Genomic DNA, 24,543 nt, shown 5'->3' with positions numbered 1-24,543 from the left:
GTCACCCTTGCGGCCCCCCGCCGCCGCACAGTGGCCGAGAGACACCGGCGGCCTCACACCGCACCGTGAGGCCGCTCGGTGAACTCAGGGCGTGCTGAGTCATTCCGTGTCCGGCAAAGCCTCCGTCGTCAGTGACACAGCCGTGGTGCCGAGCCGAGGCATGGGCACCGGCAGGGAGCCGTCCGCGTCGGCGCGCAGTGTGCTGCTCACGGTGCCGAGGTAGTCGGCCAACATCGCGCCGGTGGTGGGGAAGCCCGGAGTGAGTCGGCAGGTGAAGGGCTCCTCGGCGAAGGATTGCAGGCGCACGAGCAGGCGCCCCGGTTCCGGCACGGTCAGGCCGACGACCCGCACGCGAGCGTCGTCAAGAGCCAGGAGCGCGCGGGAGGCGCGGGGGCTGGGTTCGGCCGCTCGGCGGGCTCGTACCGCCACCAGGGGCCGACTGCCGACGGCGGCCGTACGCATGCCGAGCACCGCACCGCCGACGTCCGGTGCGTCCTGCCATCCGACGCTGTAGCGGAAGACATGGTCGAATGCCTGCTCCGAGGGGAAGTTGGTGTCCCAGATGTTGTTGTGGACCCACGAGAACACTGTCCCCGGCTCTTCCTGGGCCAGTGACTGCGGATATGGCACATAGGGGATGGCGACCCCGCCCACCTGGATCAGTGGTGCGTCCTGGGTGGCCAGCGCCGCGCCCGTGCCGCCCTCCTGGAGGCTGACCCAGCGGCGTACGGCCCGCATGTGCCGGGCCGAACCGGGCACGGTGGGCAGCCCCGTCCCGGTGACCCCGCCGGTTGCCTCCATCCGTACGACCGGGGACCGCATCGCGAAGGGGAAGGCGAAGAACGCGCTCTCCTTGGTCAGCGTCGCGGTCTTGTCGATCCGGTTCTCCAGGTCGATCCGGGCACTCGCGTGTGGCAGATGGACCCTGACCCGCAGCCGTCGGGTGCCGGCCGGGGCGCATTCGTAGACCAGCGTCTCGCCGGTGGCGTCCGAGGTCCGTTCCACCAGGGCCGCCGGAGGAGCTGTCCTCCGCGTGGCCAGCAAGTGCATCGAGTCGGTGGCCGTGGTCTTGCTCGACTGGTGGTTGAACCCGCCGGCCGTGGCGTACTCGTCGTACAGATAGCCGTTGAAGCCGACGGTGGCGTCCTGGCGGACCAGTTCGCTCCCCGTCCGCTTGTCCAGGATCGAGTCGATGCACGCGGATGCCAGGTCGACGTGGACGCGCAGGTACTCGTTCTCCAGGACCGTGGAGTCGCCGGCCGGGGAGCCGCTTTCCGCCGGCAGTTCGGCCGCGGGGGCGGAAGCGGGCTTGATGTCCACTCGTACTGCTCCGTGGGCCGGTACGTCGGCCACCCGGAACAGCAGGAAACGGCCCGCCGCCCGGTGGAGTTCGTTGCTCTGCTCTTCCTCGGCCACTTCCAGTGGTGTGCCGTTGCGGGAGTCGACGACCCGCACCGGGTCGGCGAGGGGCACGGTGCTCTCGGGGAGGAAGAGCCGGACCGTCTCCGACCGCTCCCAGCTGCATGTGTTGACGACGTAGTACCCGGCGAGCGTCCCTTCGCGTGGAGCCAGACGTTCCCCCAGTGCCGCGCTCGCGGCATCCAGGAGGGTGTGTGCCCCATCGTGGGCGCGCAGGGCCTGGGCGTACTTCCAGTGCCACTGCCGCTCGCCCGATGCATGGCCGTGGTCGCCGTGCGTCCAGGGGTCGCCGGCGCCCCAGGTGTGCTCGTTGAACAGGGAGGCCGCGCGGTACACATCCGGCGCGGCCTCGGTGATCCGAGCCCCGTCCCGTGCCCCCAGGATCTCCGCGTAGCCGGCGAGGGTCTGCGCGTCGGCGAGCGCCGCCTGCCCGTCGCGGGTGGCGGCCAGTGGCACGGCGCCCGCGCCGACGCCGTCGACCCACCAATCCGTCCAGTCGCCCTCGAACGTCTCGATCCGGTCGCCGAGCCGTTCCTCGGCGTCGGTGAAGAAGTCTTCGTTGCGCGAGGTGCGCAGGACGGGGAATGCCCATTCCTCGTTCCACCGGCGCACGGTGTCCGCGATGATGCGGCGCGGCGGTCCGTTGTCGGCGAACTTGCCAAGGACGCGCAGGTGGAGGATGTCCCACGGATAGGGGTCGCCCTTGAACTCCTCGTCCAGGATGGGGAACCCCGGGATGCCTCGACCCTCGTGCGGGTACTGATGGTTCGTCAGCGCGGAGAGATAGTTCGGCAGAAGATCATCGACGCGGTCGAAGGATTCGTCGAAGCCGAGGATCGACCCCTCCATGTAGGCGAGGCCATGGGGGGTGTCGGTGCGCCACACGAGCACCTCGCGCCCGCTCGGCGCCTTCCAACGGAACAGGCGCGGCAGATCCTGACCGCCGACGTGGTGCGGCACCGCGCGGCCCGCCCAGTTGTGGGCGACCGAGAGGTAGCGGATCCCGCTGTCGGCCAGAACGTTGGGCAGCCCGACGACCTGGCCGGGCACGTCCGTCTGCATGGCCGTGGTGATGTCGATGCCGTCCCGCTCCCGCAACTCCCGTATGGGGCGCAGCAGTTCGTGCAGCTCGTCGGTGGAGCATGTCTCGGTGTGCAGATTGAAGGGCATCGCGGCGAGTTCGATGCGCCCTTCGCGCACCCGGTCCAGGAATTCCGCGACCTGCCTCGGCGGCCGGTTCTGCGACCAGTTCTCGTAACTGAAGAATCCCTCGACCGCCCAGCGGAACTTCGACTCGTCCGGCCAGTCGTCCGTGGTGCGGCACAGTTCGAGCAGGGAGTCGAGGTACTTGCGTCCCTCGGCGAGCACAGTGCTCTGCGGGTCGGTGTAGCCGATGTCCAGGTGGGCGTGCTGGACCAGGTGCAGCGTCCAGTGGCGTTGCGGGGTCAGCAGTACTTCTACGTCTTCTCCGTCGGCCATCTCCGGCAGTTCGACCAGGACCGGGGTGGGCGTATCCACTTCAGGAACCAGCAGCCGGGTGTCTCCGCCCGGCCCCGGCAGGACGTCGCAGCGCAGTGCACCGCCGGTGATGGTGGTGACGCGGGCACGGGTGAGCGGTCGGCCCGCGGTCACGCGGACGGACTGGAGCAGGCCCCCTGCGCCGTCGTGGCGCAGCAGGGGTTCGCAGGAGATCCTGATCCGGTGTCCGCCGAGGACCCCCTCGGCGGACACCGCGCGGTCCCGCAGTATGTCGCGGGCCATGTTCGAGTCCCACCAGGAGGGACGGGCAAGTTCGGGGCGGGGCATGGGAGAGGTCTCCACTCGTTCGGTGCGGGGACGTGGTGCTCTGGGTCCGGGAGGGCTCAGGAACGGTCGGTGGCGAGACCCGCGAAGATCTGCACCATCGCTGACTGTTCGAGCGTCTCGGCCTGTGCGGCCGGGTCGTGGTCACCGCCACCGGAGGGCTGGAAGCGGAACAGCCCGTCGGAAGGCGTCCGATTCTCCTTCCAGGTCTGCTCGGCGTAGGCGGCGGCTGCCTTGCGGTAGGCGCGGTTGGGCCGCACGTCGTTCAGGACACGGAGGTTGTCGAAGTAGAAGGCGTTGAAGATCGCCGGCTGGTCGTGCAGCCGGTCGCCCTGCTTCCAGTAGGCGAGTGAGCCGGTGGCGTCCTCGACGGCACGGTCGAGGTAGCTGCGGTCCCCGGTCGCGCGGTAGAGCGTGGTCGCGGTGCCGATCATCGCGCCGGAGTTGTAGGACCACAGGGTCTTGTTCACCGTGCCGTCGTCGTCGCGGCTGTTGTTGTACAGACCGGGCGACTGGCGCAGGCACGACCAGTTCCACTCGTACCACTTCTTGGCGCTCGCGAGGTATCGGTCGTCGCGCTCGATGGCGTAGAGCTCGGCGGCCAGCTGGGCGGACAGGCCCGTCACGTTGGCGGCGCGCATGTAGTTGTTGGGGGAGTCGACCCAGTGCATGCCTCCGGGGCACGGCTTGGCGGGGTCCTCGTCCCAGCCCCGGCCGACGACGCGATAGGTCTCCAGCGCCCGCTCGAGGTAGAGCTTTTCGCCGGTCGCCCGGTACTGGTCGAGGAAGGAGAGCCCGACGACAGCGTTGTCGTCGTAGAAGACGTCGCCACCCTGACCGAGCGGCGCGGGCAGATAGGAGTCGTAGCCGGGCCGGCCGTCGCGGGGGTCGAAGTACAGCCGCAGTGTCGTGAAGCGCTCGGCGGCATCGCGGTCATAGCGGGCACCGACGCGCGGCAGTTCGGACATGTCGACGGTGGCGGCGGCCGCCTCACGCAACGGCCAGATGTACGAGTGAGGGTTCTCCCCTTCCTTGCGCGGCGTCTTCTCCAGATACAGGCCATGCTGCTGCGGGCCTTGGTAGAGGTGCTGCTGCAACGAGTCGTAGGTGACCTCGGCTCGGTGGGCCCAACTGGACGGCGTGGTGTCGCTGTCGGCTGCGGCGGGACTCGCCCATAGCGCTCCGGAGAGGACGGCGAGGGCCAGTGCGGCGCGTACAGGTGTCTTCACCATGGTCTGCCTTTCGGGAAGGTGGAACGGCGAGGGGCGGCCGGGATACGGCTCAGCCGTGCAGTTTGAGGCTGCTGACGAAGAAGCGCTGAGCGGAGAAGAACAGGACGACGGTCGGCAGCGAGACCAGCAGCGCACCGCCCAGGACCACCGGCGGCCCCACATTGGAGTAGTTGCCCTGGAGTTCGGCCAGCGCGGCCATGACCGGGCGAATGTTCTGGCTGGTGGACAGCGTGATGCCGAACAGCAGGTCGTTCCAGACGGCGACGAACTGGAAGACGAAGGCGGCCACCATGGCGGACCTGGACAGCGGCACGTGTATCTGCCAGAAGATCCGCCACCAAGACGCACCATCCATCCGGGCGGCCTCGATGATCTCCGGTGCCAGGGTCAGCGCGAAGTTGCGCATGATGAAGTAGGCGAACGGGATGGCGATTGCCACGTACACCAGGAACAGCCCGAACTGGGCGTCGTAGAGACCGGTGTCGGCGTAGGCCAGGAAGAGCGGGCGCAGGAAGACCTGGAGCGGCAGCAGGGTTCCCGAGTAGATCAGCCAGAACCACAGCGTCTTGTGCTTGACCGGCATGATGACGGTCGCGAACGCGGCAGTGGTGGCCACCACGATGGCTGCGGCGGCGCTGGTGACGGCGTAGAGCAGGCTGTTGGCCATGGAGGGGCCGAGATGTGCCTGCGTCCAGGCCTGCGACATGTTGTCGAAGAGACCGAAGCCTTGCGGCCACCAGTGGGGCGTTCCGCCGTATTCGGCGGCCGGTACCAGCGCGTTGACCAGCAGCAGCCACGTGGGCAGTGCCCAGGCCAGGGAGATGACCACCAGAGTCGTGTTGCGCAGGATCCGGCCCGGCGTGGGCCGCGTTCGCGGGGCACGCCTCCGTGTGGTGCGGGTGGTGGGCATGATCAGTTGCCTTTCGGGGTCAGCTGACGTCGCAGATACAGCCACGAGGCGATCAGCACGATCGTGGTGAGGACGACCGCGACCGCCGCGCCCGCTCCGGGGTGCAGGGCGAGGAATGTCTCCTGGTACATCGAGACCGCGAGCGTCTCGGACTGCCGGCCGGGCCCGCCCTGGGTGAGAACCCAGATCAAGTCGAAGGACTTGAGCCCGTTGACCAGGCTGGTGCCGACGACGATCACCGAGACGGTCCGCAGCTGGGGCAGTACGACGTACCAGAACTTCCGCCAGCCCGCCGCACCGTCGAGGGAGGCGGCCTCAAGGGTCTCGGGCGGGATGGTCTGGAGGCCGACCAGGAAGAGGATGACGGCGACGCCCGCCGACTGCCACGTGTTGGCGATGATCATCACCAGCGTGTTGCCCGGCCACTCCAGCAGCCAGCCCTGGGCGAGTGAATCCATGCCGAACGCCTTGAGCACCTGGTTGGCGGCGCCGTCGGTGTTGAGGACGAAGTTCCACACCACTGCGACGGCCGAGCCGGACAGGGCGTAGGGAAGGACGACGACCAGGCGTGCCGCACGAGACCATCCGCCGGCGTGTGTCAGCACGGCGATGGCAAGGCCGAGCAGGAGCGGGAGCGCGACCGTGCCGACCACCCACATCAGGGTGTTCTGGATCGACCGGGTCAGTACGGGATCGTTGAGGAAGAGGGCGTAGTTGTCGAGGCCGGCGAAGCTCGAGATGCGCCGGTCGTCGAAGAAGCTCCGGTAGACGGTCGTGGCGAAGGGGAGCAGCAGCAGTGCGCTCACCAGGAACACGGCGGGGGCCAGGAATCCCGCCCCGGCCAGCTTGTCCCGTATCCGCCGGGCGGGCCGGCGCCTGGACGCGGATTCACCGGGGCGTTGCCCTGGCGAGGTGTGTGGTCCGGGGGACAGCGGCGGTCGGCGCTGGTCGAGAGAAGAGCTCATGCCTCGTCCCTCTCCCACGCGGCCCACTCCTTGGTTGCCCGGCCCGCCATGCTGCGCAGCGTGCTCTCGGGGGAGGAGGCCCCGGTCATAAAGCTTCCCAAGTCGTCGGTGTTGCCCTGGATGAGGTTGGGCGGGCCTGACTCGCCATAGCGGGGCAGCAGCGTCCAGTCTTCCTTCAGCGCACGGCCCTTGAGGCCGGCCATGACCGGGTTGCCCGGCCGGGAGCGCGGATTGGCCGAGGCGTCCTGGAGGAAGTCGATCCACACCTTCTGGACCTTCGGGTCGAGCCAGTTCGCCGCGTTGGCCATCGCCGCCTCGTGCGAAACGGCCTTGCGCGGGACAGCGAGCACGCCCGACTCCGTGATGACGGAGCGGCGGGTCGAGGAGTCGACGGGGGGCATGACGAAGGCATCGAAGTCGACGCCCGGCTTCATGCCGGTGGCGGCGATCCCCTGCGACTGCCAGGAACCGTGCAGGAACATACCGACCCGCCCGGCCTTCAGCGCGGCGGGACCATTTGTTCTGGTCGAAGTCAGCCGGTGTCATCCAGCCCTTGCGCATGAAGTCCTGCCAGATCTGCAGGGCCTTCTTCGCCTGCGGGTCGGTGTAGCGCGCCTTCCCGCTGATCAGCTGCGCGTAGAACTCGGGGTCCACCTTGCTGACGAGCTCCTGGAACCACTCGTAGGCGGGCCAGTTGCCGTTCTGTGTGGCGACGAACGGCACGACGCCCGCCTTCTTCAGCACGTCGGCGTTGTGCAGCAGCTCCTCCCAGGTGTCCGGAGGGCGCAGGCCGTGCTTGCGGAAGAGGTCCGTGTTGTAGAAGAGCACGTAGTACGACTCGTAGAGCGGTATCCCGTAGACGGAGCCGCGGTAGGACATCGCGTCACGGGCCTGGGACGTGACCCAGCCCTTGCGTTCGTAGTCGGCCCACAGGGGGGAGAGGTCGCTGAGTTCCCCGGTGCGGGCCAGCGATTTGAGGACGTACCCCGAGGCCCACTTGATCATGTCGGTGGCCTTGGTCGTCTGCAGCGAGATCTGTGTGACCTGCTTGTACGACGTGGGGTTGGGGTTGGACAGCGGACGCAGCGCGTAGCCGGTGAGCTTCTTCAGTTCCTGTCCAGCCGCGGCATAGCCCTGGTCCCAGGTGGCGTTGTCGTTGGCGAGCGACGTGGTGCCGGGCTTCACCGCGGTGCTGTCGCCCCGGGCGCAGCCGGCCAGCACAGCCACACCGCCCGCTGCTACGCCCGCCAGGACGCTGCGGCGGCCAAGCGGGTGGGACGACCACTGCGTCGCCCCGCCGATTGATCTCATGGGTTCCCTTCCCTTTGGATCCCGGCAGGGATCCCTGGCTCTGGGGTGTGGTGGGTGAGAGGGCGTGGCCCTCCGCGAGATCTCGCCGTACCGCGCGGCATCGGCGGTTCGGATGGCCAGGATGTTAACGACACCATGGAGCCGAAACAAGACTCTGTGACGAGAATCCATTCGTACTCCGTGTCTAACTGCGGTTATGCCTCGCCGTTGATCATTCATCTTGTTCGGCCTGATGGTTATCGATACCATTCCTGTGATCGCCCCGCTCACCCCTTCAGGAGTACCTGTGCACCCAGAGCCCCGCCCCTACGAACGAAACCCCCGCTACCCGGCCGTCGGCACCGTGGTCACCGGGTGGCACGACGCCGTCGCGACCCTGCCCACCGGGCCTACCGTGCTCGCCCTGGACGGGCCCGCCGCCTTGGACTGGAACGAGGCCGTCCGAGGGATCGCCGCCGCCCTGCGTGAACAGTCCACCGAGGTCGCCGTCCTCGACGTGCGCGAGCACTGGTCACCGGCAGCATTCGAGCGGTTGTGCACCCCCGATGCCGGGGCCGACGCGTTCTTCCTGCCGCTCGCCGAGTTCGAGATGGCTGACCTCTTCGATGGCCGGCTGTCCGTCGACCATCCCAGGAGCGGTGTACTGCTGGTCTTCGGCCCCGGCGCCGCCCTCTGCTCGCCCGACCTGATCTGGTGGGCGGACCTGCCCAAGCGGTACGCCGAGAGCGCCATCGCCTCCGGAACACTGCCCGTGGGCGTCAACCTCGGGCGCCCCGACGTGCCGGGCGAACTGCGCAGCCTCTTCTACACCGACTGGCCCGTCACCGACCGCCACCGCGATGCACTGGCGCCCACGATCGACCGCTGGGTCGACGTACAGGACCCACAGACCCCTGCCTCCCTGGACGGAGCGGCGGTCCGCGCCACCCTCGCCGACCTCGCCCAACGGCCCGTGCGCACCCGCCCCTACTTCAACTCCACCGCCTGGGGCGGCCAGTGGGCCGCCGAGAAGCTCGGCTTCGAGCCCGACAACGGCAACACCGCCCTTGGCTACGAGCTGATCGCTCCCGAGGCCGGCGTGCTCGTCGGCCAGGACGCCGGGACACAGGTGGAACTGCCCTTCCAACTCCTGTGTGTACTGCACCCCGAACAGTTCCTCGGCGCAGACGTGCACCGGCGCTACGGCACGTCCTTCCCCATCCGCTTCGATTACCTCGACACTGTCGGGGGCGGCAACCTCTCCCTGCACTGCCACCCGCAGGAGCAGTACATGCGGGAAACCTTCGGCTGGCCCTACACCCAGCACGAGACCTACTACGTCACGGCGAGCGACGCCGGATCCCAGGTCTTCCTCGGACTGCGGCAGAGTACGGACGTGGACATCCTGCGCAAGGAAGTCGAGGCATCGGCGACGCACGGCACGCCGCTGCGCGTCGAGGACCACGTCCAGACGTTCCCCGCAGAACCCGGCCAACTGTTCATGATCCCGGCCGGCACCCCGCACGCCTCCGGTGCCGGCAACCTCGTGCTGGAGATCAGCGCCACGCCCTACCTCTACTCGCTGCGCTTCTACGACTGGCTGCGCCGCTCCACGTCCAATGTGCCCAGGCCGCTGTCGCACCGGCACGCCTTCGCCAACCTCGACACCGGCCGACGCGGCACCGAGGTCATCGAGGATCTCGTCCAGCAGCCGCGCACCCTGCGCGAGGGCGCGGGCTGGCGCGAAGAGGTCCTCGGCGCCCTGCCCGAGATGTTCTACGTGGTCCACCGTTTGGTACTCGACGGAACGGGCCCGGCCGACGACGACACCGCAGGTCGCTTCCACATCCTCAACGTCGCCGCCGGTGACGGTGTGCTGGTGGAGACCGCCGACGGTCGGCGCCACGACCTGGCATTCGCCGAAACCCTCACCGTGCCGGCGGCTGTGGGCACCTATCGCCTCCACCCCGTCGGCTCACGACCCGTGCAGGTCGTCAAATCCCTGGTGACACCGTCATGACCCGGGTGCCCGTCCTGGAGATCGGCGGCACTCATGTCACCGCCGCACTCGTGGACATGACGAGCGGCCTGCCGGTCCCCGATTCCGTCGTTCGCAGGCCGGTGCGCGCCGACGCCGCCACCACGGAGATCCTCGACTCCTTCGCCGAGGCCGCCCGGCACACCGCAGCGCCCGACCGGGCACCTTGGGGCGTCGCCGTACCGGGGCCGTTCGACTACGCGGCCGGCATCGGCCGATTCCGGGGCATCGGCAAGTTCGAGTCGCTGCACGGCATCGACGTCGGGGCGGAACTGCGCGACCGGCTGCCGCGCCCGCGCACCATCAACTTCCTCAACGACGCGGACGCCTTCGCCATCGGGGAGCACCACAGCGGGGCCGCGGCAAGGCAGCACCGGTCCGTGTGCATCACGCTCGGCACCGGCGTCGGATCCTCTTTCCTGTGTGACGGGCGCCCCGTCACCGAAGGCCCCACCGTGCCGCCCGATGGCCGGGCCCATCGCATCACCGTCGACGGACTGCCGCTGGAGGAACTGATCTCGCGCCGGGCGATCCGCGTGCGGTATGCGCGGGCCGCTGGTACCGCGGGGCGGTCCCAGCTCCCGGACGTCAGCACCATCGCCGATCTGGCCCGCAAGGCGGACCCACACGCCGCAGCCACGATAGGCGGATGTTTCAGCACGCTGGGGCGCGCCCTGGCACCCTGGTGCGCCGCGTTTCGGCCGCACGTGATGGTCGTCGGTGGCTCCATGGCCGCGTCCTGGGACCTCATCGGACCCGCGCTGCGCGCCGGCCTCACCACCGGGGCACAGGCCGCCGGACCGGGAGCGGATGCCGTCGTCGCCGCGATGGACCTGCGTACCGCCCGACGGCCCGACGACGCACCTCTGATCGGTGCCGCACACTGGGCGTTGGACCATCAGACGGAGGCTGACCCACAGGAGTCCGGCCCCCTCGCGGCCGGCCCCGTACCCCGTGACGCGTACCGAACGGCTCGGCCGTGACCGGCCAGTGCCGCCCCGCGACAGGCAGCCCCCCGCCGGGGCAGACGGCGTCACGGGCGGGACACTCTCTACAATGACGGCGCCTGCGGCTCCGGCAGCCCACCGACGACACAGGCTCCCTGACGGCACGAAGGAAGGACCGGCTGTGGCGCAGCACCGACCGAGTGATGTCGCCGCGCCGACGATGCGTGATGTCGCAGCTCGCGCCGGGGTCAGCGCGATGACCGTCTCTCGGGTGCTGAAGGACGACCCCCGGGTCACGGAGGCGACCAGGAAGCGCGTGCTGAGCGCCGTCGACGCGCTCGGCTACCGGCGCAACGAAACCGCTCGCCGTCTGCGGGTCGGCGGCAGCGGGATGATCGGCCTGGTCGTCACCAATCTGGCCAACCCCTTCTACTCGCGGCTGGCGCTCGGCGTCCAGGAGGTGGCCTATGAGCACGGTCTGCGGGTCCTGCTGGGCAACACCGCCGAACAGGTCGACCGGGAGCGGGGGTTGGTGGAGGATCTGGCAGCGAGCCAGGTCGACGGGATGATCGTGGTGCCGGCGGGTGGCAGCCACCGCCACCTGGCACCGGCCGCGCTGCGTGGCATGCCGATCGTCCTCGCCTCCCGGCCGCCGGCGGGAATGGACGCCGACTGCGTACTGGTGGACGACTTCGGCGGAGCGGAAGCGGCCACCGGCCGACTGATCGAGGACGGACACCGGCGCATCGGGTTCCTGGGGAACCCGCCGGCGCTCTACACCGGTGCCGAACGCTTCCGCGGCTACTGGGCAGCCCATGAAGCAGCCGGTCTGGAGCCGGACGAGCGGCACATCCGCCGCGGGCTGACCGATGTGGCCACGGCCGAACGCGCCGCCGTCGCCCTGTTGAGGGAGCCCGACGCCCCGACCGCCCTCTTCTGCACGAACAACCGCCTCACCCAGGGCGCCATTCGGGCCGTCCGCACGCTCGAAGCCCCGGTCGCCCTGGCCGGCTTCGACGACTTCGACCTCGCGGACGTCCTCGGGCTCCCGCTGACGATCGCGTCCTACGACGCCGACGAGATCGGGCGCCGGGCCGGCCAGATGCTCATCGACCGCATCAACGCCGACCCCAACACCCCGCTGCCCGCACGCCGCTCCGTGGTCCCCACCGAAGTGATCCGGTACGGGACCGACCGAGCCTGAGCCTTCCACCCTCCGCCCGCTTCCCGGGCACCGCTGTCACGCGACGGGCCGACGGAGGGACCTGCCACCACTCCCGCGGAACTTCGATGGAGTCTCCATGCACGACGACCGCACGCTGACCGAACGCCGGCTCGCCCGGGTACTCGACCAGCGCCTCAGGCCCGCAGTCCACGTCCGCTCCCTGCCGCTCGAAGTAAGCGCCCACCACATCTGCGGCGAACCCGTCCCCGTGAGCGAGGGAATCGCCGGGCCCTACAAGCCGACGAGTACCGGCGAGCACTGGGGACCGGCCTGGACCACCACGTGGTTCAAGATCCGTGGCACCGTCCCCGCCAGCTGGGCGGGAGAACGCGTCGAAGCGGTGCTTGACCTCGGCTTCGGCACCACCCAGCCCGGCTTCTCCGCCGAAGGGCTCGTGTACCGGGCCGACGGCACCCCCGTGAAGGCCCTCAACCCGCGCAACACCTGGCTCCTGATAGCCGAACGTGCCCAGGGCGGCGAGGACTTCGAGTTCCACATCGAGGCCGCCGCCAACCCGCTGATCTTCGACTTCGACGCCGCGGGCGACCCCTTCGTCCCCACCCGAGCCGGCGACGTCGCCCCCTGGCTGCACGCCGACGGGCGGAACGGACCTGCGGGGGATCCGCTGTACCGGCTGACCCGCATGGATCTCGCCGTCTTCGACGAGACGGTCTGGGAACTCGTCCAGGACCTCGACGTTCTCTCCGGGCTCATGCACCAACTGCCCGAGGACTCCACCCGCCGCAGCCAGATCCGGCACGCGGTGAGCACAGCCCTCGACGCGATCGACCTCCAGGACATCGGCGGCACCGCCGAACAGGCCAGGACACTCCTGGCCCCCGCCCTGTCCGCGCCCGCGCACGCGGGCGCCCACCGTATTTCGGCCGTCGGCCACGCCCACATCGACACTGCCTGGCTGTGGCCGGTGCGGGAAACCGTCCGCAAGGCGGCTCGCACCGTCTCGAACGTGACCGCGCTGATGGACGATCACCCCGACTTCCGATTCGTCATGTCGCAGGCCCAGCAACTGGCCTGGCTCAAGGAAGAGCGCCCTGAGGTGTACGCCCGGGTGCTGGAGAAGGTGGCGACCGGGCAGTTCGTGCCGACCGGCAGTCTCTGGGTCGAGCCCGACACCAATCTTTCGGGCGGCGAGTCCCTGGTCCGCCAGTTCGTCCACGGGAAGCGGTTCTACCTGGAGGAGTTCGGCGTCGAGACGCGCGACATGTGGCTGCCGGACACCTTCGGCTACAACGCCGCGCTGCCCCAGCTCATGAAGCTCGCCGGTATCGACTGGTTCCTGACGCAGAAGATCTCCTGGAACACCACGAACGCGTTCCCGCACCACACCTTCTGGTGGGAGGGCATCGACGGCTCCCGCGTCTTCAGCCACTTCCCGCCCGTCGATTCCTACAACGGCGACCTCTCCGGCGCCGACATCGGTCACACCGAACGCAACTTCCGTGACAAGGGGGCCGCCAACCGCTCTCTGGTGCCGTTCGGTTACGGCGACGGCGGAGGCGGTCCCACCCGCGAGATGCTGGCGCGCGCCGACCGGCTCGCGAACCTGGAGGGCTCCGCGAAGGTCGAGTTGGAGGGGCCCGCCGACTTCTTCGCCAAGGCCCATGAGGAGTACCCCGGAGCGCCGGTCTGGGTCGGTGAGCTCTACCTGGAACTCCACCGGGGCACCCTCACCAGCCAGCTCGCCACCAAACAGGGCAACCGACGCTGCGAACACCTGCTGCGGGAGGCGGAACTGTGGTCGGCCGCGGCCGCGGTGCGGGTCGGAGAGCCGTATCCGTACGCCGCGCTCGACCGCATCTGGAAGACCGTTCTGCTGCACCAGTTCCACGACATCCTGCCCGGCTCCTCCATCGCCTGGGTGCACCGGGAAACGGAGCAGGCCCATCAGCAGGCCGCCCGGGAACTGGACGCCATCATCGATGCCGCCCAACGCAGCCTCGCCGGCCCACCGGACACCCATGGCGGCGAGGTCGTCTTCAACGCGGCCCCGCACAGCCGCGACGGGGTGCCCGCACTCGCTGCCGCACCCCGCACCACACCTCTGCGGACAGCACCCGTACGTACGGGCCACGACGGCAGCCTCGTCCTGGACAACGGCCTGGTCCGCATCACGGTCGACGCCCGTGGGCTGATCACGTCCGCGTACGATCTGACCGCCGGGCGTGAAGCGCTCGCCCCCGGGACGGTGGGCAACCTCCTCCAGCTCCATCAGGACTTCCCGAATCAGTGGGACGCCTGGGACGTCGACGCGTTCTACCGAAACACCGTGCAGGACCTCACCCAAGCCGACGAAGTCACCGTCCACGGGGACGCGATCGAGGTCGTACACAGCGTCAACCGGTCGCGCATCCGCCAACTGCTCACCCTGCGCGAAGGCACCCGCCGACTCGACATCGACACCACCGTCGACTGGCGGGAGCGGGAGAAGATCCTCAAGGCCGCGTTCCCCTTCGACCTCCGAGCCGGCCACTCCACCAGCGAGATCCCGTTCGGTCACGTCCAGCGGCCCACCCACTCCAACACCAGCTGGGACGCGGCCCGTTTCGAGATCTGCGCGCACCGCTTCCTGCACCTCGCGGAGCCAGGCTGGGGAGCAGCCCTGGTCAACGACTCCACCTACGGGCACGACGTCACCCACGACGTCCGCCCCGACGGCGGTACGACGACCACGGCCAGGCTCTCACTCCTGCGCGCCCCGCTCTTCCCGGACCCGGAGACCGACCAGGGCGAACACAGGTTGCGCTACGGCCTGGTGATCGGCGCCGACATCGGCGACGCCGTCCGCGAGGGCTACCGCTTCAACCTTGCCGAACGTGCCGTCGCGGGCACCGCCATTGTCGCTCCACTGGTCGAGGTCGACCACACTGGTGTCGTGATCGAGGCGGTCAAGCTCGCGGACGACCGTTCAGGAGACGTCATCGTCCGCCTTTACGAGTCGCTCGGCGGGCGCGCCACCACGATCCTGCGCGCCGGCTTCCCGCTGACGACCCCGTCACTGACCGATCTGCTCGAACGGCCGCTCGCGGATGCCCCCAGCGTGGCTGTCGCCGCCGACGGCCTTCGGCTCGATCTGCGCCCGTTCCAGATCGTGACGGTACGACTCACCCCGTACGCCTGACCCCGCGCTTCATGGGGGAGGCGGAGACGGATCTCGACGAAATGCGAGGACTGTGACGCGGTTTTCGGGGTAGCGGGGTGGAAACGTGAAGTTGTTTCGGACGTGAGGCGGTCTGCATGGACCTGGCTGGGCAAGACGGAGGCCAGCAGCTGTTTGCAGGCTGTTCGCTGTCGGCTTCTGCCGCGTTCGAGGGCAGTGGGGAGATCGCCGCGGCTCGTGACATGGCCCGTGGCTTTCTGATGTCGGTTCAGGCCGAGCACGGGCTGCCGGTGTCGCAGCGGGCGATGGGCATGGTCCAGCTGGTCGTGAGCGAGCTGGTGACCAACGTCCATCGCTATGCCCCTGGGCCGTGTCTGCTGACGCTGGAGGTCAGCGAGGGGGACGTGGAGGTGACGGTGTGGGACAGCAGCACGACACTGCCATTGATCTCGGGGTCGGACCCGACTCGGATCGGTCAGCACGGTCTGGAGCTGGTCATGGCCGTGTGCCGCAGCTTCGAGGTGCACCGCGAGCCGGTCGGTAAACGCATCAAGACAGCTGTCGTCCTGGCTGATGACCCGGGCGGTGACGCGGTCGGCCGCCAGGTGGCGTGATCTCCGGGTCCGGGAGTTACCAGGTGGCGTGATCACCCGGACCGGGAGATACCAGAAAACCATCTGTCGGCCTCATGATTCCTCGGCTTGCGCCGGCGTCCTACGGCATCGCGCGTATCTGACGGGCCTGCATGGTCGTCCAGGCCTGCAGAGTGGAGCGGGAGATGCCGTGGCCGGACGCCTCGTCCTCGCTCGGGAGGCCGAGCTTGCGGGTAGCCGGAGCCGATGGTGATGACCTCGCGTGCCCTAGGTCGTCTCCGGGGCGATCTCCTTGATCAGTCCCTCGACGAGGGTCTTGATCTCGTCGCGGATCGGGCGTACGGCCTCGACGCCTTGGCCGGCCGGGTCCTCGAGCTTCCAGTCCAGGTAGCGCTTGCCGGGGAAGACAGGGCAGGTGTCGCCGCAGCCCATGGTGATGCAGACGTCCGACTCGCGGACCGCGTCGACGGTGAGGATCTTGGGCGTCTCCTGGGAGATGTCGATGCCGACCTCGGCCATGGCCTCGACGGCGGCCGGGTTGACCTGATCGCCGGGGTTGGAGCCGGCGGAGCGGACCTCGACGCGGTCGCCTGCCAGGTGGGTCAGCCACGCGGCGGCCATCTGGGAGCGGCCGGCGTTGTGAACGCAGACGAACAGGACGGATGGTTTGTCGGCCATGGTGGTCGTTCTCTCTCGTCGCATGACGGAACCCGGCCGCCAATGACTTCAGCCCCCGCTGGTATCAGCGAGTGGTGATGTGAGAGTATCAGCGCATGCTGACTTCAGTCGACCCTGACGTGATTCGGGTGTTGGGCGATCCGCTCCGCCTCCAGATCGTGACCCTGCTGGCGCGCGAAACGCTCTGCACGACGCACCTGGTCGAGGAGACCGGCGCCAAGCAGACCAACCTGTCCAACCACATGAAGGTGCTGCGCGAGGCCGGGATCGTGGAGACCGAGCCGTGCGGCCGCTTCACCTACTACAAGCTCAAGCCCGAGATCCTCGCCGGGCTGTCCGAGCAGTTCGCCGAGCTGGCCGCCTCCGCCCGTACCGCTTCCGAGAACAAGAGGGCCTGCCCGTGACCTCCACCGAGCCCACCACCGCCTCCACCGAAGGCGCCGGCCCGGCCGCGGACGACTCGATCGTCAAGAAGCTCTCCACCCTCGACCGCTACCTCGCGGTGTGGATCCTCATCGCCATGGCCGTCGGCCTCGGGCTCGGACGGGTGATTCCCGGCCTGAACGACCTGCTGGCGAAGGTGGAGATCGGCGGAATCTCCCTGCCGATCGCCCTCGGCCTGCTGATCATGATGTACCCGGTCCTTGCCAAGGTCCGCTACGACAAGCTGGACGCCGTCACCGGCGACCGCAGGCTGATGATCTCCTCCCTGGCCATCAACTGGATCGTCGGACCCGCGGTGATGTTCGCGCTGGCGTGGGTCTTCCTGCCGGACCTGCCCGAGTACCGCACCGGCCTGATCATTGTGGGACTTGCCCGCTGCATCGCCATGGTCATCATCTGGAACGACCTTGCCTGCGGCGACCGCGAGGCCGCCGCAGTGCTGGTGGCCCTCAACTCCCTTTTCCAGATCATCGCGTTCGGCCTGCTGGGCTGGTTCTACCTCGACCTGCTGCCGGGCTGGCTGGGCCTGGGCGACGGCGAGCACCTGGACATCTCCATGTGGGAGATCGCGCTGAACGTGGTCATCTTCCTCGGCGTCCCGCTGCTGGCCGGCTTCCTGACCCGCCGCGTCGGTGAGAAGAAGCTGGGCCGCGAGGGCTACGAGCAGCGCTTCCTGCCGAAGATCGGACCGTGGGCCCTGTACGGGCTGCTGTTCACGATCGTCATCCTCTTCGCCCTGCAGGGCAAGACCATCACCTCCCAGCCGCTGGACGTCGCCCGCATCGCGCTGCCGCTGCTGGTCTACTTCGCGGTCATGTTCTTCGGCACTTTCCTCCTGGGCAAGGGCCTGGGCCTGGCCTACGACCGCACCACGACCCTGGCGTTCACGGCTGCAGGCAACAACTTCGAGCTGGCCATCGCGGTCGCCATCGCCACCTTCGGCGTCACCTCCGGCCAGGCCCTCTCGGGAGTTGTCGGACCGCTCATCGAGGTCCCGGTCCTGATCGGCCTGGTCTACGTCGCGCTCGCCTGGCGAAGGAAGTTCGCCGCCGACGCGGTGACGACGGCCCCCTGACGAGCGCCGTGGATGTGGTGGTCGGCGGCGGCCAGGCAGGGTTCGCCACCGGCTACCACCTGCGCCGCCAGGGTCTGGACTTCACCACCCTTGCCCCCCCCGGGCGCCGGGGCGGGTAGCAGTTGGGCGCGAACCAGTTCGCGGATGCGTCCCGCGTGGGTGCGGCGCCATCCGGGACGATGTCGCGCTTGGACCAGTCGCCGCGCGCTGTTGTGGTGGATCTGTGAGGCCCCCGCTTCGCGGGAGACGCGGCGTGCAGGTCGCCTGCGGCGCGGCTGGTGGTTCTAGTCCATATATCCGTCGCCGTCGTCCCTGACGGGTGCGGCTCGGTCGTAAACGCCGTCACCGTTGTCGTCGTAGTTGGGTACGACACCTGAACCGCTGGGCCCACCTCCTTGCTCCATCGGCGTCATGTGCCAGTCACTTTCATCTGCCGTGGCCGCGCCGGCGCCGACGGCGAGACCTCCCGTCGCCAGGAGCGCCACCGCCGTAGCGCGTGCCATCGTCTTCCTGCTCGCCATGTCTTCCCCCATCGAATAGCCGCCTTCCACCCGAGCGTTACCGCCCAGCGGGGTGGACGCCACACGTTTCGGTCCTGCCCGAAACAGCACAACTAGGGCTCGTCCGGCGGATCATGGGCCGAGCCAGAGCTAGAGCCATAGCCAGAGCCGGACCGAGGCGGGGGACGGCCAGCGCCCTAATCGTGTTGACGGTGCTCGGTAGGCAGTGTTGGAGTCGGCACGTGGACAGCATCCCCGCCAACCGGCGGCTCTGGAACCAGATCAGCAGTGCCTACCAGCACGAGCACGACCCGCAAATCGGCGCCACACCCCGGCTGTGGGGCATGTACTCCATCCCCGACGCGCACCTGCACGCCCTGGGCGACGTCAACGGCAAGCGCGTCCTCGAACTCGGCTGCGGCGCCGGCCAGTGGTCCAGGGCGCTCGCTGCCGAGGGCGCCATCGTGGTCGGGCTCGACCTGTCCGAAGCCCAACTCGCCGCAGCGGCCCGCGCGATGGGCGCGGCCCGCTACCCGCTGGTGCAAGGCGCCGCCGAACAACTCCCCTTCGCCGCCGAGAGCTTCGACCTGGTGTTCTGCGACTTCGGTGGGCTCAGCTGGGCGCCCCCGCACCTGGCCGTCCCGCAGGCCGCACGCGTCTTGGACCGAGGCGGGCGCCTGGTGTTCAACGTCGCCAGCCCATGGTTCGAAGCTTGCTACGACGAAGCGGCCAGCCGTGTGACCACGACGCTGCAGCAGGACTACTTCGGGCTGAACACCATCGCCGAAGACGACGGCGCGACCAGCTATCAGCTGACCTACGGCGACTGGGTCAAGGTCCTGCGCGGGGCGGGCCTCGTCATCGACGACCTCATCGAGCCGCGGCCCGAACGCGGAACGCCCAACGGCTACAACGAAACCGACCCGCCCGACTGGGCACACCGCTGGCCCGCGGAACTGCTCTGGGTAACCCACAAACCGTAAGTTCCGCCGCGCCGAGACGTGAAGGCATCCCTCGCCGGACAGGACCTGGTTGGGCTGTTGGGGCACGTTGGTGACGCGAGCGTGGTCTTGGATGGGTGAGGACCTTCTGGTCTCGGTGGTGATTGCGACATCTACCGTCGAGTGCAGGACGCCCTCTCGACGGCCGCGCGCGCCGATGATCACCGCCGCCTTGCCGCCGCTTTCGCACATGCCGTGACGCTGCTCGCGGCACACGGCTGAACGCCGACGAAGTCCGCCGCCCTTTCGGCGGCCAGCTGCTCCACGAAGCCGTGAAGCTGTGAAGCCGTGAACCCGTCGGCCAACTACTGGACCCGCGGGTGCAGTTGCCCCAGGAGCCGGGGCGAGAACAGTTCGCCGAAAAGCAGGGAAGGCGCCCATAAAGCCGTCGGTCAGAGCATTGCGGGGGTAGTTCCGGTGCAACGAGCAGGCAGCGTCACGTGCCCGCCGGACCGGGCGTGCGTGCCCCGGTCCGGCGGTGTGTACGGGTCAGCGGGTGCCGGAGGCCTCGAAGCCGTAGTGGAAGTAGCCCTTGCCGTCGTTGACCCAGTTGATCTTGATGGCGCTGTCGGTGTAGAAGCGGCCGCTGCCGACCTTCTTCTTCGCCGTGGATGTGGTGAAGGTGCCGTTGCCGCTGCCGTTCATCCGCTGGAAGTTGTCCCGGACGTTGTAGGTCTTCGTCCCCAGCAGGGTGTCGGCGCCCGCGTCGGAGCGCTTGATGTACAGCGGCATCGTCGCGCCGGTCATGGTGTTGCCGATGTCGCCGCCGGCGTAGGTCGGCGGGAAGTCGAAGGACATCGTCGCCTTGGCGTAGACGTAGCTGCCGGAGCGGGCCACGCAGTTCTTGATCTTGATGTCGATGTTGTCCGGCGCGGGGCCGGAGTAGCTGCGGTCGTCGATCGAGCGGGAGCTGGTGTTGCACTTCCAGCTCAGCGCGGATGCGGGAGAGGTCATGGCCGTCAGCACGGTGGCGGCGGTCGCGCCGACGAGCGCGAAGGAGACGGCCTTGCGCCCCGCGGGCGAAAGCCGGACAGAAGAAATACGACGTACGTTCATGAAGCTGGATTCCCTCGTTAGATAGGGGGCGACCACTGAGTGCCGTCACCCACCGTGCAGCTATCGTGACGTGGCCCGCCAACAACTCGCCAACACGCACCGGTATGCGCCGGTCGGCCCAAGCCAGCACTCGCAGGGGTGCCCAGGCAGGCCGTGGCAGGGTGTCCGGCACCAAGGGGAGGGGGTACGAGGTCGGCAGTTACCTGACCGACCGCTTCGACTTCCACGCGTTCAGCGGACCTCGGCTGGAGACCGACGGCCACCGGTTCACCGGCCGCGTTGATCGCCACTTCGACGAGTACGACAAACGAGACTTCGCCCTCGCACAGGCCCGAGAGCTCGGGTTGGCCCCCAGCTAGTGCGGGGCCATCGGAGACAGCCGCTCCGACCTGCCCCTGTTCGCTTCCGTCGCACTGAGTGTGGCGTTCAACGCCTCGGCAGGAGGGCGCCGCTGCACGTCCCGCCCGCCCTCACGGTTCTGGATGCGGCCCGCAGGCAGACGTCCGCCGCGCCTGTCGGCAACGTGGCCGACAGGCGCGGGGTTGATCGGAATGTTTCTAGGCTCGCAGGGTCAACGGGGTTGGCTGCATGTCGATTTGCTGTGGCGGCAGCGTCGGTTCCGGCCCGACTGCGCTGATCGGCCTCAGCGGAACGCGGCGACATTGCGGGCGGCCCAGTCGGCGAAGGGGCGCGGGGCGTGGCCGAGTACCTGCTGGACGTCCGGGCTGACGCGCAGCTCGGCGGGGCTCGGGGAGCCGAGGATGTCCAGGGTGTCGTTGGCGAGTTCCGCCGGCATGCTCTGGGTCATGGCGGTCTTGGCCTCGTCGCGGGTGAGCTCGTGAAACCTCACGGGCGAGCCCAGCGCGGCGGCGATGGCCTCCGCCTGCTGGCGCGGAGTGATCACCTCCGGGCCGGTCAGCTCGTAGACGCCGCCGGTGTGCCGGTCCTCCAGCAGGCAGGCGGCCGCGACCGCGGCGATGTCCGCCGGGTCGATGATCGGCACCCCGACGTCGCCGAAGGGTGCGGCCACGACCCGTTGCGCGCGGACGGACTCGGCCCACCACAGGGCGTTGGAGGCGAAGCCGCCCGGACGCAGGATGGCCCACTCCAGGCCGGACTCGCGCAGCATGTCCTCCAGTGCGCGCATCGCGATCCGCGTCTCGCCGGAGGGCCTGGTCACCACGCCCAGCGTGGAGAGCAGGACGACCCGGCGGACCCCGCTGGCCGCAGCTTCGCTGATGATGTCGGCCGGGTTGGATCCGGTGGCGTGCAGGTCGCCGGAGAGCAGCAGGAACAGCGCCTTCGCCCCGGTCAGTGCGGGCTTGAGGCTGGTCGGCTCGGCCAGGTCGGCCTCCACGTGGCGAACGCCGTGCGGCACCGTCGCCTTGTGTCGTGACACGGCGATCACTTGCTGGCCCGCCTCAGCCAGCGTCTGCGTCAACGGCTGGCCTACGTTGCCGGTGGCTCCGGTTACTACGATCATGATCAGCTCCTTGTGGACGTGCTCTGTCTCTGTGGACTGCACGCTAGGAGTGGGGGCTAACTTTTGGTAAGGACATACCTCGAGGTAAGCTCATGACATGGCGGAAGGCGTGCAGACCAGACAGGCCGAGACGGGGGAGCGGTATGACGTGTTTCACACCGACTGCCCCGCGCGCGATGTGGTCGACCATGTGACCAGCAGGTGGGGCGTGTGGGTGCTGATCTCGTTGCGGAGTGACAGCCTCCGGTTCTACGAGCTGCGCGAGAGCATCCAGGGCATCAGCGAGAAGATGCTCGCCCAGACCCTGCGGGCGCTGGTCCAGGACGGCCTGGTCTGGCGGGAGGTCGAGCCGACGACGCCGCCCCAGGTCACCTACGGGCTGACCGAGTTCGGTCGGGACGTCGGCGAGCCGCTGACGGAGCTGTTCGACCGGATCACACGGCGGCTGTCGCCGGAGGCCACGGGATAGCGCGGCAGCGGCTGGTGCCCATCTGCGACGCGATGGGCGACCTGCTGCGTCAGGGCGCTGCGACCTGGTCCAACAAGTGCCCTCCGGTCACCCTGAACGCGTTGCACGACCTCCAGGTGGAGGATCCGCCGCGGCCGGGACCTCTGCCCGGCACAACGGCGAGGCGTGGCAGCGGTGGCGTGGCAGCAGATCGCCGACCAGTCGGGATTTCCCGGCAGTCGGCGTGGAAGAAGTGCAAGCTTGCCGGTTCCAGGCCGAGCTGGGTGCGTGCGATCTCGCCTGCGGTGAAGAAGATGCCGGACATCAAGAAAATCGTCCCCGAGCTGCACTCCGGCGCGGGCTGATGTCCCCCATCGCATCGGTGTGGGTCGTCAGTCGATCTCCTCGAAATACGAGCTCATCCGTTGCCTTGCCTGAAGTCGAGGGCCAGCAGCCGTTGCGCCCGCCGGTGGCTTCTCCACCTGGCGGTGGAGAGGGGCGGGATGTCAGGCGTCGATGATCACAGGGATGATCAGTGGCCGGCGGCGGTGCGTCCGGAACGCCCAGTTCGCCACGGCGCGGGCGATGAGCTGTTCCAGCTGGTGGGCGTCTCCGACCCCTTCTTCGGCCGCGGTGGCGAGTGTCTTCTCGATGACGGGGATGACGGGCTCGAACGTGGAGTCGTCGTGGACGAAGCCGCGGGCCAGGAAGTCGGGGGCCTCGGCCAGCGCGCCGGTGTCGGCATCGACGATGGCGACCACGGTGACGACGCCCTCCTCGGCCAGCGTGAGCCGGTCCTTCAGCGACGCGTCGGTGGCGCCCCCGACGGTCATGCCGTCCACGTAGACGTTGCCCGCGGGCACCTTGCCGGTGATGGAGGCGTGACCGTCGACGAGGTCGACGACGACGCCGTCCTCGGCGATGACGACCCGGTCGGGGTCGACGCCGGTACGGATGGCCAGGTCGGCGTTGGCCTTCAGGTGTTTCCACTCGCCGTGCACGGGCATGACGTTGCGCGGTCGGACGATGTTGTAGCAGTAGACGAGTTCACCGGCGCTGGCGTGTCCGGAGACGTGCACCTTGGCGTTGCCCTTGTGGACGACGTTCGCGCCCCACCTGGTCAGCCCGTTGATCACACGGTAGATCGCGGTCTCGTTGCCGGGGATCAGGGAGCTGGCGAGGAGGACGGTGTCGCCCTTGCCGATGCGGATGACGTGGTCGCGGTTGGCCATCCGCGACAGGGCGGCCATCGGTTCGCCCTGGGAGCCGGTGCACACCAGGGTGATCCGGTTCTCGGGGAGTTTCTCCAGTTCCTTCATACTGACGACCAGGCCGGAGGGGACCTTCAGATAGCCCAGGTCGCGGGCGATGCCCATGTTGCGGACCATCGAGCGGCCCACGAAGGCGACCTTGCGACCGTACTGGTGGGCGGCGTCGAGCACCTGCTGGATGCGGTGTACGTGGCTGGCGAAACTGGAGACGATGACCCGCCGCGGTGCGGTGCGCAGAACCTGCTCGATCGCGGGGTTCAGCTCGCGCTCGGAGGTGGTGAAGCCCGGCACCTCGGCGTTGGTGGAGTCGGTCAGGAAAAGGTCGACGCCCTCCTCGCCGAGCCGGGCGAAAGCGCGCAGGTCGGTGATCCGGTCGTCCAGGGGGAACTGGTCCATCTTGAAGTCACCGGTGTGGAGCACCATCCCGGCGCCCGTTCGGATGGCGACGGCGAGCCCATCGGGGATGGAGTGGTTGACCGCCACGAATTCGCAGTCGAAGGGCCCGAATCCGCGCCGGTCACCCTCGCGCACTCGCACCGTGCGCGGTCGGATGTTGTGTTCCTTGAGCTTGGCCTCGAGGAAGGCCAGTGTCAGTTTCGACCCGACGACAGGGATGTCGCGCCGCTCACGCAGCAGGTAGGGCACACCGCCGATGTGGTCTTCGTGGCCGTGTGTGAGCACCACGGCCACGACATCGTCCAGCCGGTCCCGGATCGAGGTGAAGTCGGGGAGAATCACGTCGACGCCGGGCTGGTTCTCCTCGGGGAACAGCACGCCGCAGTCGACGATGAGCAGCTTGCCGGCGTACTCGAAGACGGTCATGTTGCGGCCGATTTCGCCCAGGCCGCCCAGGGCGACGACGCGGAGTCCCCCTTCGGCCAGCGGAGGGGCGGGCTTCAGCTCGGGGTGAGGATGGCTCATACCACGACGCTACCGGAGGGTTGAGAGGAGTGAATCACGACCCGGGCGATCTCCCCCCCCCATTACCGTTTTCGTAGCCCCGCAACGGGGCTTCCGGCCTTCGGAGTTGGCATGACTACCTCCCCT

20 protein-coding genes and 3 pseudogenes are annotated in these 24,543 nt (G+C 68.8%); 12 read left to right on the top strand and 11 right to left on the bottom strand.

Features of this window, described 5'->3' with window-relative positions; translation table 11 throughout:
• Nucleotides 1-99: 99 nt before the first annotated feature.
• The 6 genes and pseudogenes from AC5P1C_RS25495 to AC5P1C_RS25470 all read right to left on the bottom strand — a co-directional run.
• Nucleotides 100-3,225, bottom strand: a complete 3,126-nt coding sequence (locus tag AC5P1C_RS25495; RefSeq protein ID WP_493868245.1) for a glycoside hydrolase family 38 N-terminal domain-containing protein — start codon at nucleotides 3,223-3,225, stop codon at nucleotides 100-102.
• A gap of 56 nt (nucleotides 3,226-3,281) precedes the next feature.
• On the bottom strand, nucleotides 3,282-4,454 hold the full coding sequence (locus AC5P1C_RS25490) for a glycoside hydrolase family 76 protein (protein ID WP_493868244.1): 1,173 nt from the start codon (nucleotides 4,452-4,454) through the stop codon (nucleotides 3,282-3,284).
• A gap of 49 nt (nucleotides 4,455-4,503) precedes the next feature.
• Nucleotides 4,504-5,364: a carbohydrate ABC transporter permease gene (locus AC5P1C_RS25485; protein ID WP_493868243.1), complete on the bottom strand. Its 861-nt coding sequence runs from the start codon at nucleotides 5,362-5,364 to the stop codon at nucleotides 4,504-4,506.
• A gap of 2 nt (nucleotides 5,365-5,366) precedes the next feature.
• Nucleotides 5,367-6,329: a carbohydrate ABC transporter permease gene (locus AC5P1C_RS25480; RefSeq protein ID WP_493868363.1), complete on the bottom strand. Its 963-nt coding sequence runs from the start codon at nucleotides 6,327-6,329 to the stop codon at nucleotides 5,367-5,369.
• A complete protein-coding gene (locus tag AC5P1C_RS25475; protein WP_493868368.1) occupies nucleotides 6,326-6,811 on the bottom strand; it encodes a hypothetical protein in 486 nt (161 codons plus the stop codon). The genes AC5P1C_RS25480 and AC5P1C_RS25475 overlap by 4 nt, the downstream gene beginning before the upstream one ends.
• Before the next feature lie 73 nt (nucleotides 6,812-6,884).
• Nucleotides 6,885-7,640, bottom strand: a pseudogene (locus AC5P1C_RS25470) (ABC transporter substrate-binding protein); the annotation flags it as partial.
• A 286-nt stretch (nucleotides 7,641-7,926) separates the two neighbouring features.
• Between AC5P1C_RS25470 and AC5P1C_RS25465 the strand changes: the two are divergent.
• The 5 genes from AC5P1C_RS25465 (at nucleotide 7,927) to AC5P1C_RS25445 (ending at nucleotide 15,561) form a co-directional block, all read left to right on the top strand.
• Nucleotides 7,927-9,639, top strand: a complete 1,713-nt coding sequence (locus AC5P1C_RS25465) for a class I mannose-6-phosphate isomerase (protein ID WP_493868242.1) — start codon at nucleotides 7,927-7,929, stop codon at nucleotides 9,637-9,639.
• Nucleotides 9,636-10,640, top strand: coding sequence for an ROK family protein (locus AC5P1C_RS25460; RefSeq protein ID WP_493868241.1), 1,005 nt, complete (start codon nucleotides 9,636-9,638; stop codon nucleotides 10,638-10,640). Before AC5P1C_RS25465 ends, AC5P1C_RS25460 begins: the two co-directional genes overlap by 4 nt.
• A gap of 184 nt (nucleotides 10,641-10,824) precedes the next feature.
• Nucleotides 10,825-11,808 carry a LacI family DNA-binding transcriptional regulator gene (locus AC5P1C_RS25455; protein ID WP_493868362.1) on the top strand — a complete coding sequence of 328 codons (984 nt, stop codon included), beginning with the start codon at nucleotides 10,825-10,827 and terminating at the stop codon, nucleotides 11,806-11,808.
• Between the two features lie 97 nt (nucleotides 11,809-11,905).
• The gene (locus AC5P1C_RS25450; RefSeq protein WP_493868240.1) at nucleotides 11,906-14,968 is read left to right on the top strand and encodes an alpha-mannosidase; all 3,063 of its coding nucleotides are present in this window, start codon (nucleotides 11,906-11,908) and stop codon (nucleotides 14,966-14,968) included.
• Between the two features lie 116 nt (nucleotides 14,969-15,084).
• Nucleotides 15,085-15,561: an ATP-binding protein gene (locus tag AC5P1C_RS25445; RefSeq protein WP_493868239.1), complete on the top strand. Its 477-nt coding sequence runs from the start codon at nucleotides 15,085-15,087 to the stop codon at nucleotides 15,559-15,561.
• A gap of 246 nt (nucleotides 15,562-15,807) precedes the next feature.
• On the opposite strand, the gene AC5P1C_RS25440 is transcribed toward AC5P1C_RS25445, so the two are convergent.
• Entirely contained in the window at nucleotides 15,808-16,218 is a 411-nt protein-coding gene (locus AC5P1C_RS25440) for an arsenate reductase ArsC (protein WP_493868238.1), read from the bottom strand.
• A 95-nt stretch (nucleotides 16,219-16,313) separates the two neighbouring features.
• Here AC5P1C_RS25440 and AC5P1C_RS25435 point away from each other — a divergent pair, with 95 nt between their 5' ends.
• The 3 genes and pseudogenes from AC5P1C_RS25435 to AC5P1C_RS25425 form a co-directional block, all read left to right on the top strand.
• On the top strand, nucleotides 16,314-16,622 hold the full coding sequence (locus AC5P1C_RS25435) for an ArsR/SmtB family transcription factor (RefSeq protein ID WP_010474051.1): 309 nt from the start codon (nucleotides 16,314-16,316) through the stop codon (nucleotides 16,620-16,622).
• Nucleotides 16,619-17,737, top strand: a complete 1,119-nt coding sequence (gene arsB, locus AC5P1C_RS25430; RefSeq protein ID WP_493868237.1) for an ACR3 family arsenite efflux transporter — start codon at nucleotides 16,619-16,621, stop codon at nucleotides 17,735-17,737. Before AC5P1C_RS25435 ends, arsB begins: the two co-directional genes overlap by 4 nt.
• A pseudogene (locus tag AC5P1C_RS25425) lies at nucleotides 17,734-17,853 on the top strand (pyridine nucleotide-disulfide oxidoreductase); the annotation flags it as partial. The gene arsB and the pseudogene AC5P1C_RS25425, both read left to right, overlap by 4 nt.
• 168 nt (nucleotides 17,854-18,021) lie before the next feature.
• Here AC5P1C_RS25425 and AC5P1C_RS25420 read toward each other — a convergent pair.
• Entirely contained in the window at nucleotides 18,022-18,258 is a 237-nt protein-coding gene (locus AC5P1C_RS25420; protein WP_493868236.1) for a hypothetical protein, read from the bottom strand.
• Nucleotides 18,259-18,479: 221 nt separating this feature from the next.
• Here AC5P1C_RS25420 and AC5P1C_RS25415 point away from each other — a divergent pair, with 221 nt between their 5' ends.
• Nucleotides 18,480-19,220, top strand: a complete 741-nt coding sequence (locus AC5P1C_RS25415) for a class I SAM-dependent methyltransferase (RefSeq protein WP_493868235.1) — start codon at nucleotides 18,480-18,482, stop codon at nucleotides 19,218-19,220.
• A 507-nt stretch (nucleotides 19,221-19,727) separates the two neighbouring features.
• On the opposite strand, the gene AC5P1C_RS25410 is transcribed toward AC5P1C_RS25415, so the two are convergent.
• A complete protein-coding gene (locus tag AC5P1C_RS25410) occupies nucleotides 19,728-20,294 on the bottom strand; it encodes a hypothetical protein (RefSeq protein WP_493868234.1) in 567 nt (188 codons plus the stop codon).
• Between the two features lie 191 nt (nucleotides 20,295-20,485).
• On the opposite strand from AC5P1C_RS25410, the pseudogene AC5P1C_RS25405 reads away from it, so the two are divergent.
• Nucleotides 20,486-20,743, top strand: a pseudogene (locus tag AC5P1C_RS25405) (haloacid dehalogenase-like hydrolase); the annotation flags it as partial.
• A gap of 194 nt (nucleotides 20,744-20,937) precedes the next feature.
• On the opposite strand, the gene AC5P1C_RS25400 reads toward AC5P1C_RS25405, so the two are convergent.
• On the bottom strand, nucleotides 20,938-21,777 hold the full coding sequence (locus AC5P1C_RS25400; RefSeq protein ID WP_493868233.1) for an SDR family oxidoreductase: 840 nt from the start codon (nucleotides 21,775-21,777) through the stop codon (nucleotides 20,938-20,940).
• 97 nt (nucleotides 21,778-21,874) lie between these two features.
• Between AC5P1C_RS25400 and AC5P1C_RS25395 the strand changes: the two genes are divergently transcribed.
• Entirely contained in the window at nucleotides 21,875-22,246 is a 372-nt protein-coding gene (locus AC5P1C_RS25395; RefSeq protein ID WP_493868232.1) for a winged helix-turn-helix transcriptional regulator, read from the top strand.
• A 32-nt stretch (nucleotides 22,247-22,278) separates the two neighbouring features.
• On the top strand, nucleotides 22,279-22,590 hold the full coding sequence (locus AC5P1C_RS25390; protein WP_493868231.1) for a hypothetical protein: 312 nt from the start codon (nucleotides 22,279-22,281) through the stop codon (nucleotides 22,588-22,590).
• A gap of 141 nt (nucleotides 22,591-22,731) precedes the next feature.
• On the opposite strand, the gene AC5P1C_RS25385 is transcribed toward AC5P1C_RS25390, so the two are convergent.
• A complete protein-coding gene (locus tag AC5P1C_RS25385) occupies nucleotides 22,732-24,417 on the bottom strand; it encodes a ribonuclease J (protein WP_493868230.1) in 1,686 nt (561 codons plus the stop codon).
• Nucleotides 24,418-24,543 lie beyond the last annotated feature (126 nt).

The organism is Streptomyces sp. A18, from assembly GCF_059026065.1.
Note: the sequence above shows the minus strand (reverse complement) of the source record. Positions and strands in the feature narration are given on the sequence as shown.

Excerpts from the sequence above, each read along its gene's own strand:
- AC5P1C_RS25495 (WP_493868245.1), bottom strand. The coding sequence starts at position 3,225 with ATGCCCCGCCCCGAACTTGCCCGTCCCTCCTGGTGGGACTCGAACATG.
- AC5P1C_RS25490 (WP_493868244.1), bottom strand. The coding sequence starts at position 4,454 with ATGGTGAAGACACCTGTACGCGCCGCACTGGCCCTCGCCGTCCTCTCC.
- AC5P1C_RS25485 (WP_493868243.1), bottom strand. The coding sequence starts at position 5,364 with ATGCCCACCACCCGCACCACACGGAGGCGTGCCCCGCGAACGCGGCCC.
- AC5P1C_RS25480 (WP_493868363.1), bottom strand. The coding sequence starts at position 6,329 with ATGAGCTCTTCTCTCGACCAGCGCCGACCGCCGCTGTCCCCCGGACCA.
- AC5P1C_RS25475 (WP_493868368.1), bottom strand. The coding sequence starts at position 6,811 with ATGTTCCTGCACGGTTCCTGGCAGTCGCAGGGGATCGCCGCCACCGGC.
- AC5P1C_RS25460 (WP_493868241.1), top strand. The coding sequence starts at position 9,636 with ATGACCCGGGTGCCCGTCCTGGAGATCGGCGGCACTCATGTCACCGCC.
- AC5P1C_RS25455 (WP_493868362.1), top strand. The coding sequence starts at position 10,825 with ATGCGTGATGTCGCAGCTCGCGCCGGGGTCAGCGCGATGACCGTCTCT.
- AC5P1C_RS25450 (WP_493868240.1), top strand. The coding sequence starts at position 11,906 with ATGCACGACGACCGCACGCTGACCGAACGCCGGCTCGCCCGGGTACTC.
- AC5P1C_RS25445 (WP_493868239.1), top strand. The coding sequence starts at position 15,085 with ATGGACCTGGCTGGGCAAGACGGAGGCCAGCAGCTGTTTGCAGGCTGT.
- AC5P1C_RS25440 (WP_493868238.1), bottom strand. The coding sequence starts at position 16,218 with ATGGCCGACAAACCATCCGTCCTGTTCGTCTGCGTTCACAACGCCGGC.
- AC5P1C_RS25435 (WP_010474051.1), top strand. The coding sequence starts at position 16,314 with ATGCTGACTTCAGTCGACCCTGACGTGATTCGGGTGTTGGGCGATCCG.
- AC5P1C_RS25420 (WP_493868236.1), bottom strand. The coding sequence starts at position 18,258 with ATGGCGAGCAGGAAGACGATGGCACGCGCTACGGCGGTGGCGCTCCTG.
- AC5P1C_RS25410 (WP_493868234.1), bottom strand. The coding sequence starts at position 20,294 with ATGAACGTACGTCGTATTTCTTCTGTCCGGCTTTCGCCCGCGGGGCGC.
- AC5P1C_RS25400 (WP_493868233.1), bottom strand. The coding sequence starts at position 21,777 with ATGATCGTAGTAACCGGAGCCACCGGCAACGTAGGCCAGCCGTTGACG.
- AC5P1C_RS25395 (WP_493868232.1), top strand. The coding sequence starts at position 21,875 with ATGGCGGAAGGCGTGCAGACCAGACAGGCCGAGACGGGGGAGCGGTAT.
- AC5P1C_RS25390 (WP_493868231.1), top strand. The coding sequence starts at position 22,279 with ATGGGCGACCTGCTGCGTCAGGGCGCTGCGACCTGGTCCAACAAGTGC.
- AC5P1C_RS25385 (WP_493868230.1), bottom strand. The coding sequence starts at position 24,417 with ATGAGCCATCCTCACCCCGAGCTGAAGCCCGCCCCTCCGCTGGCCGAA.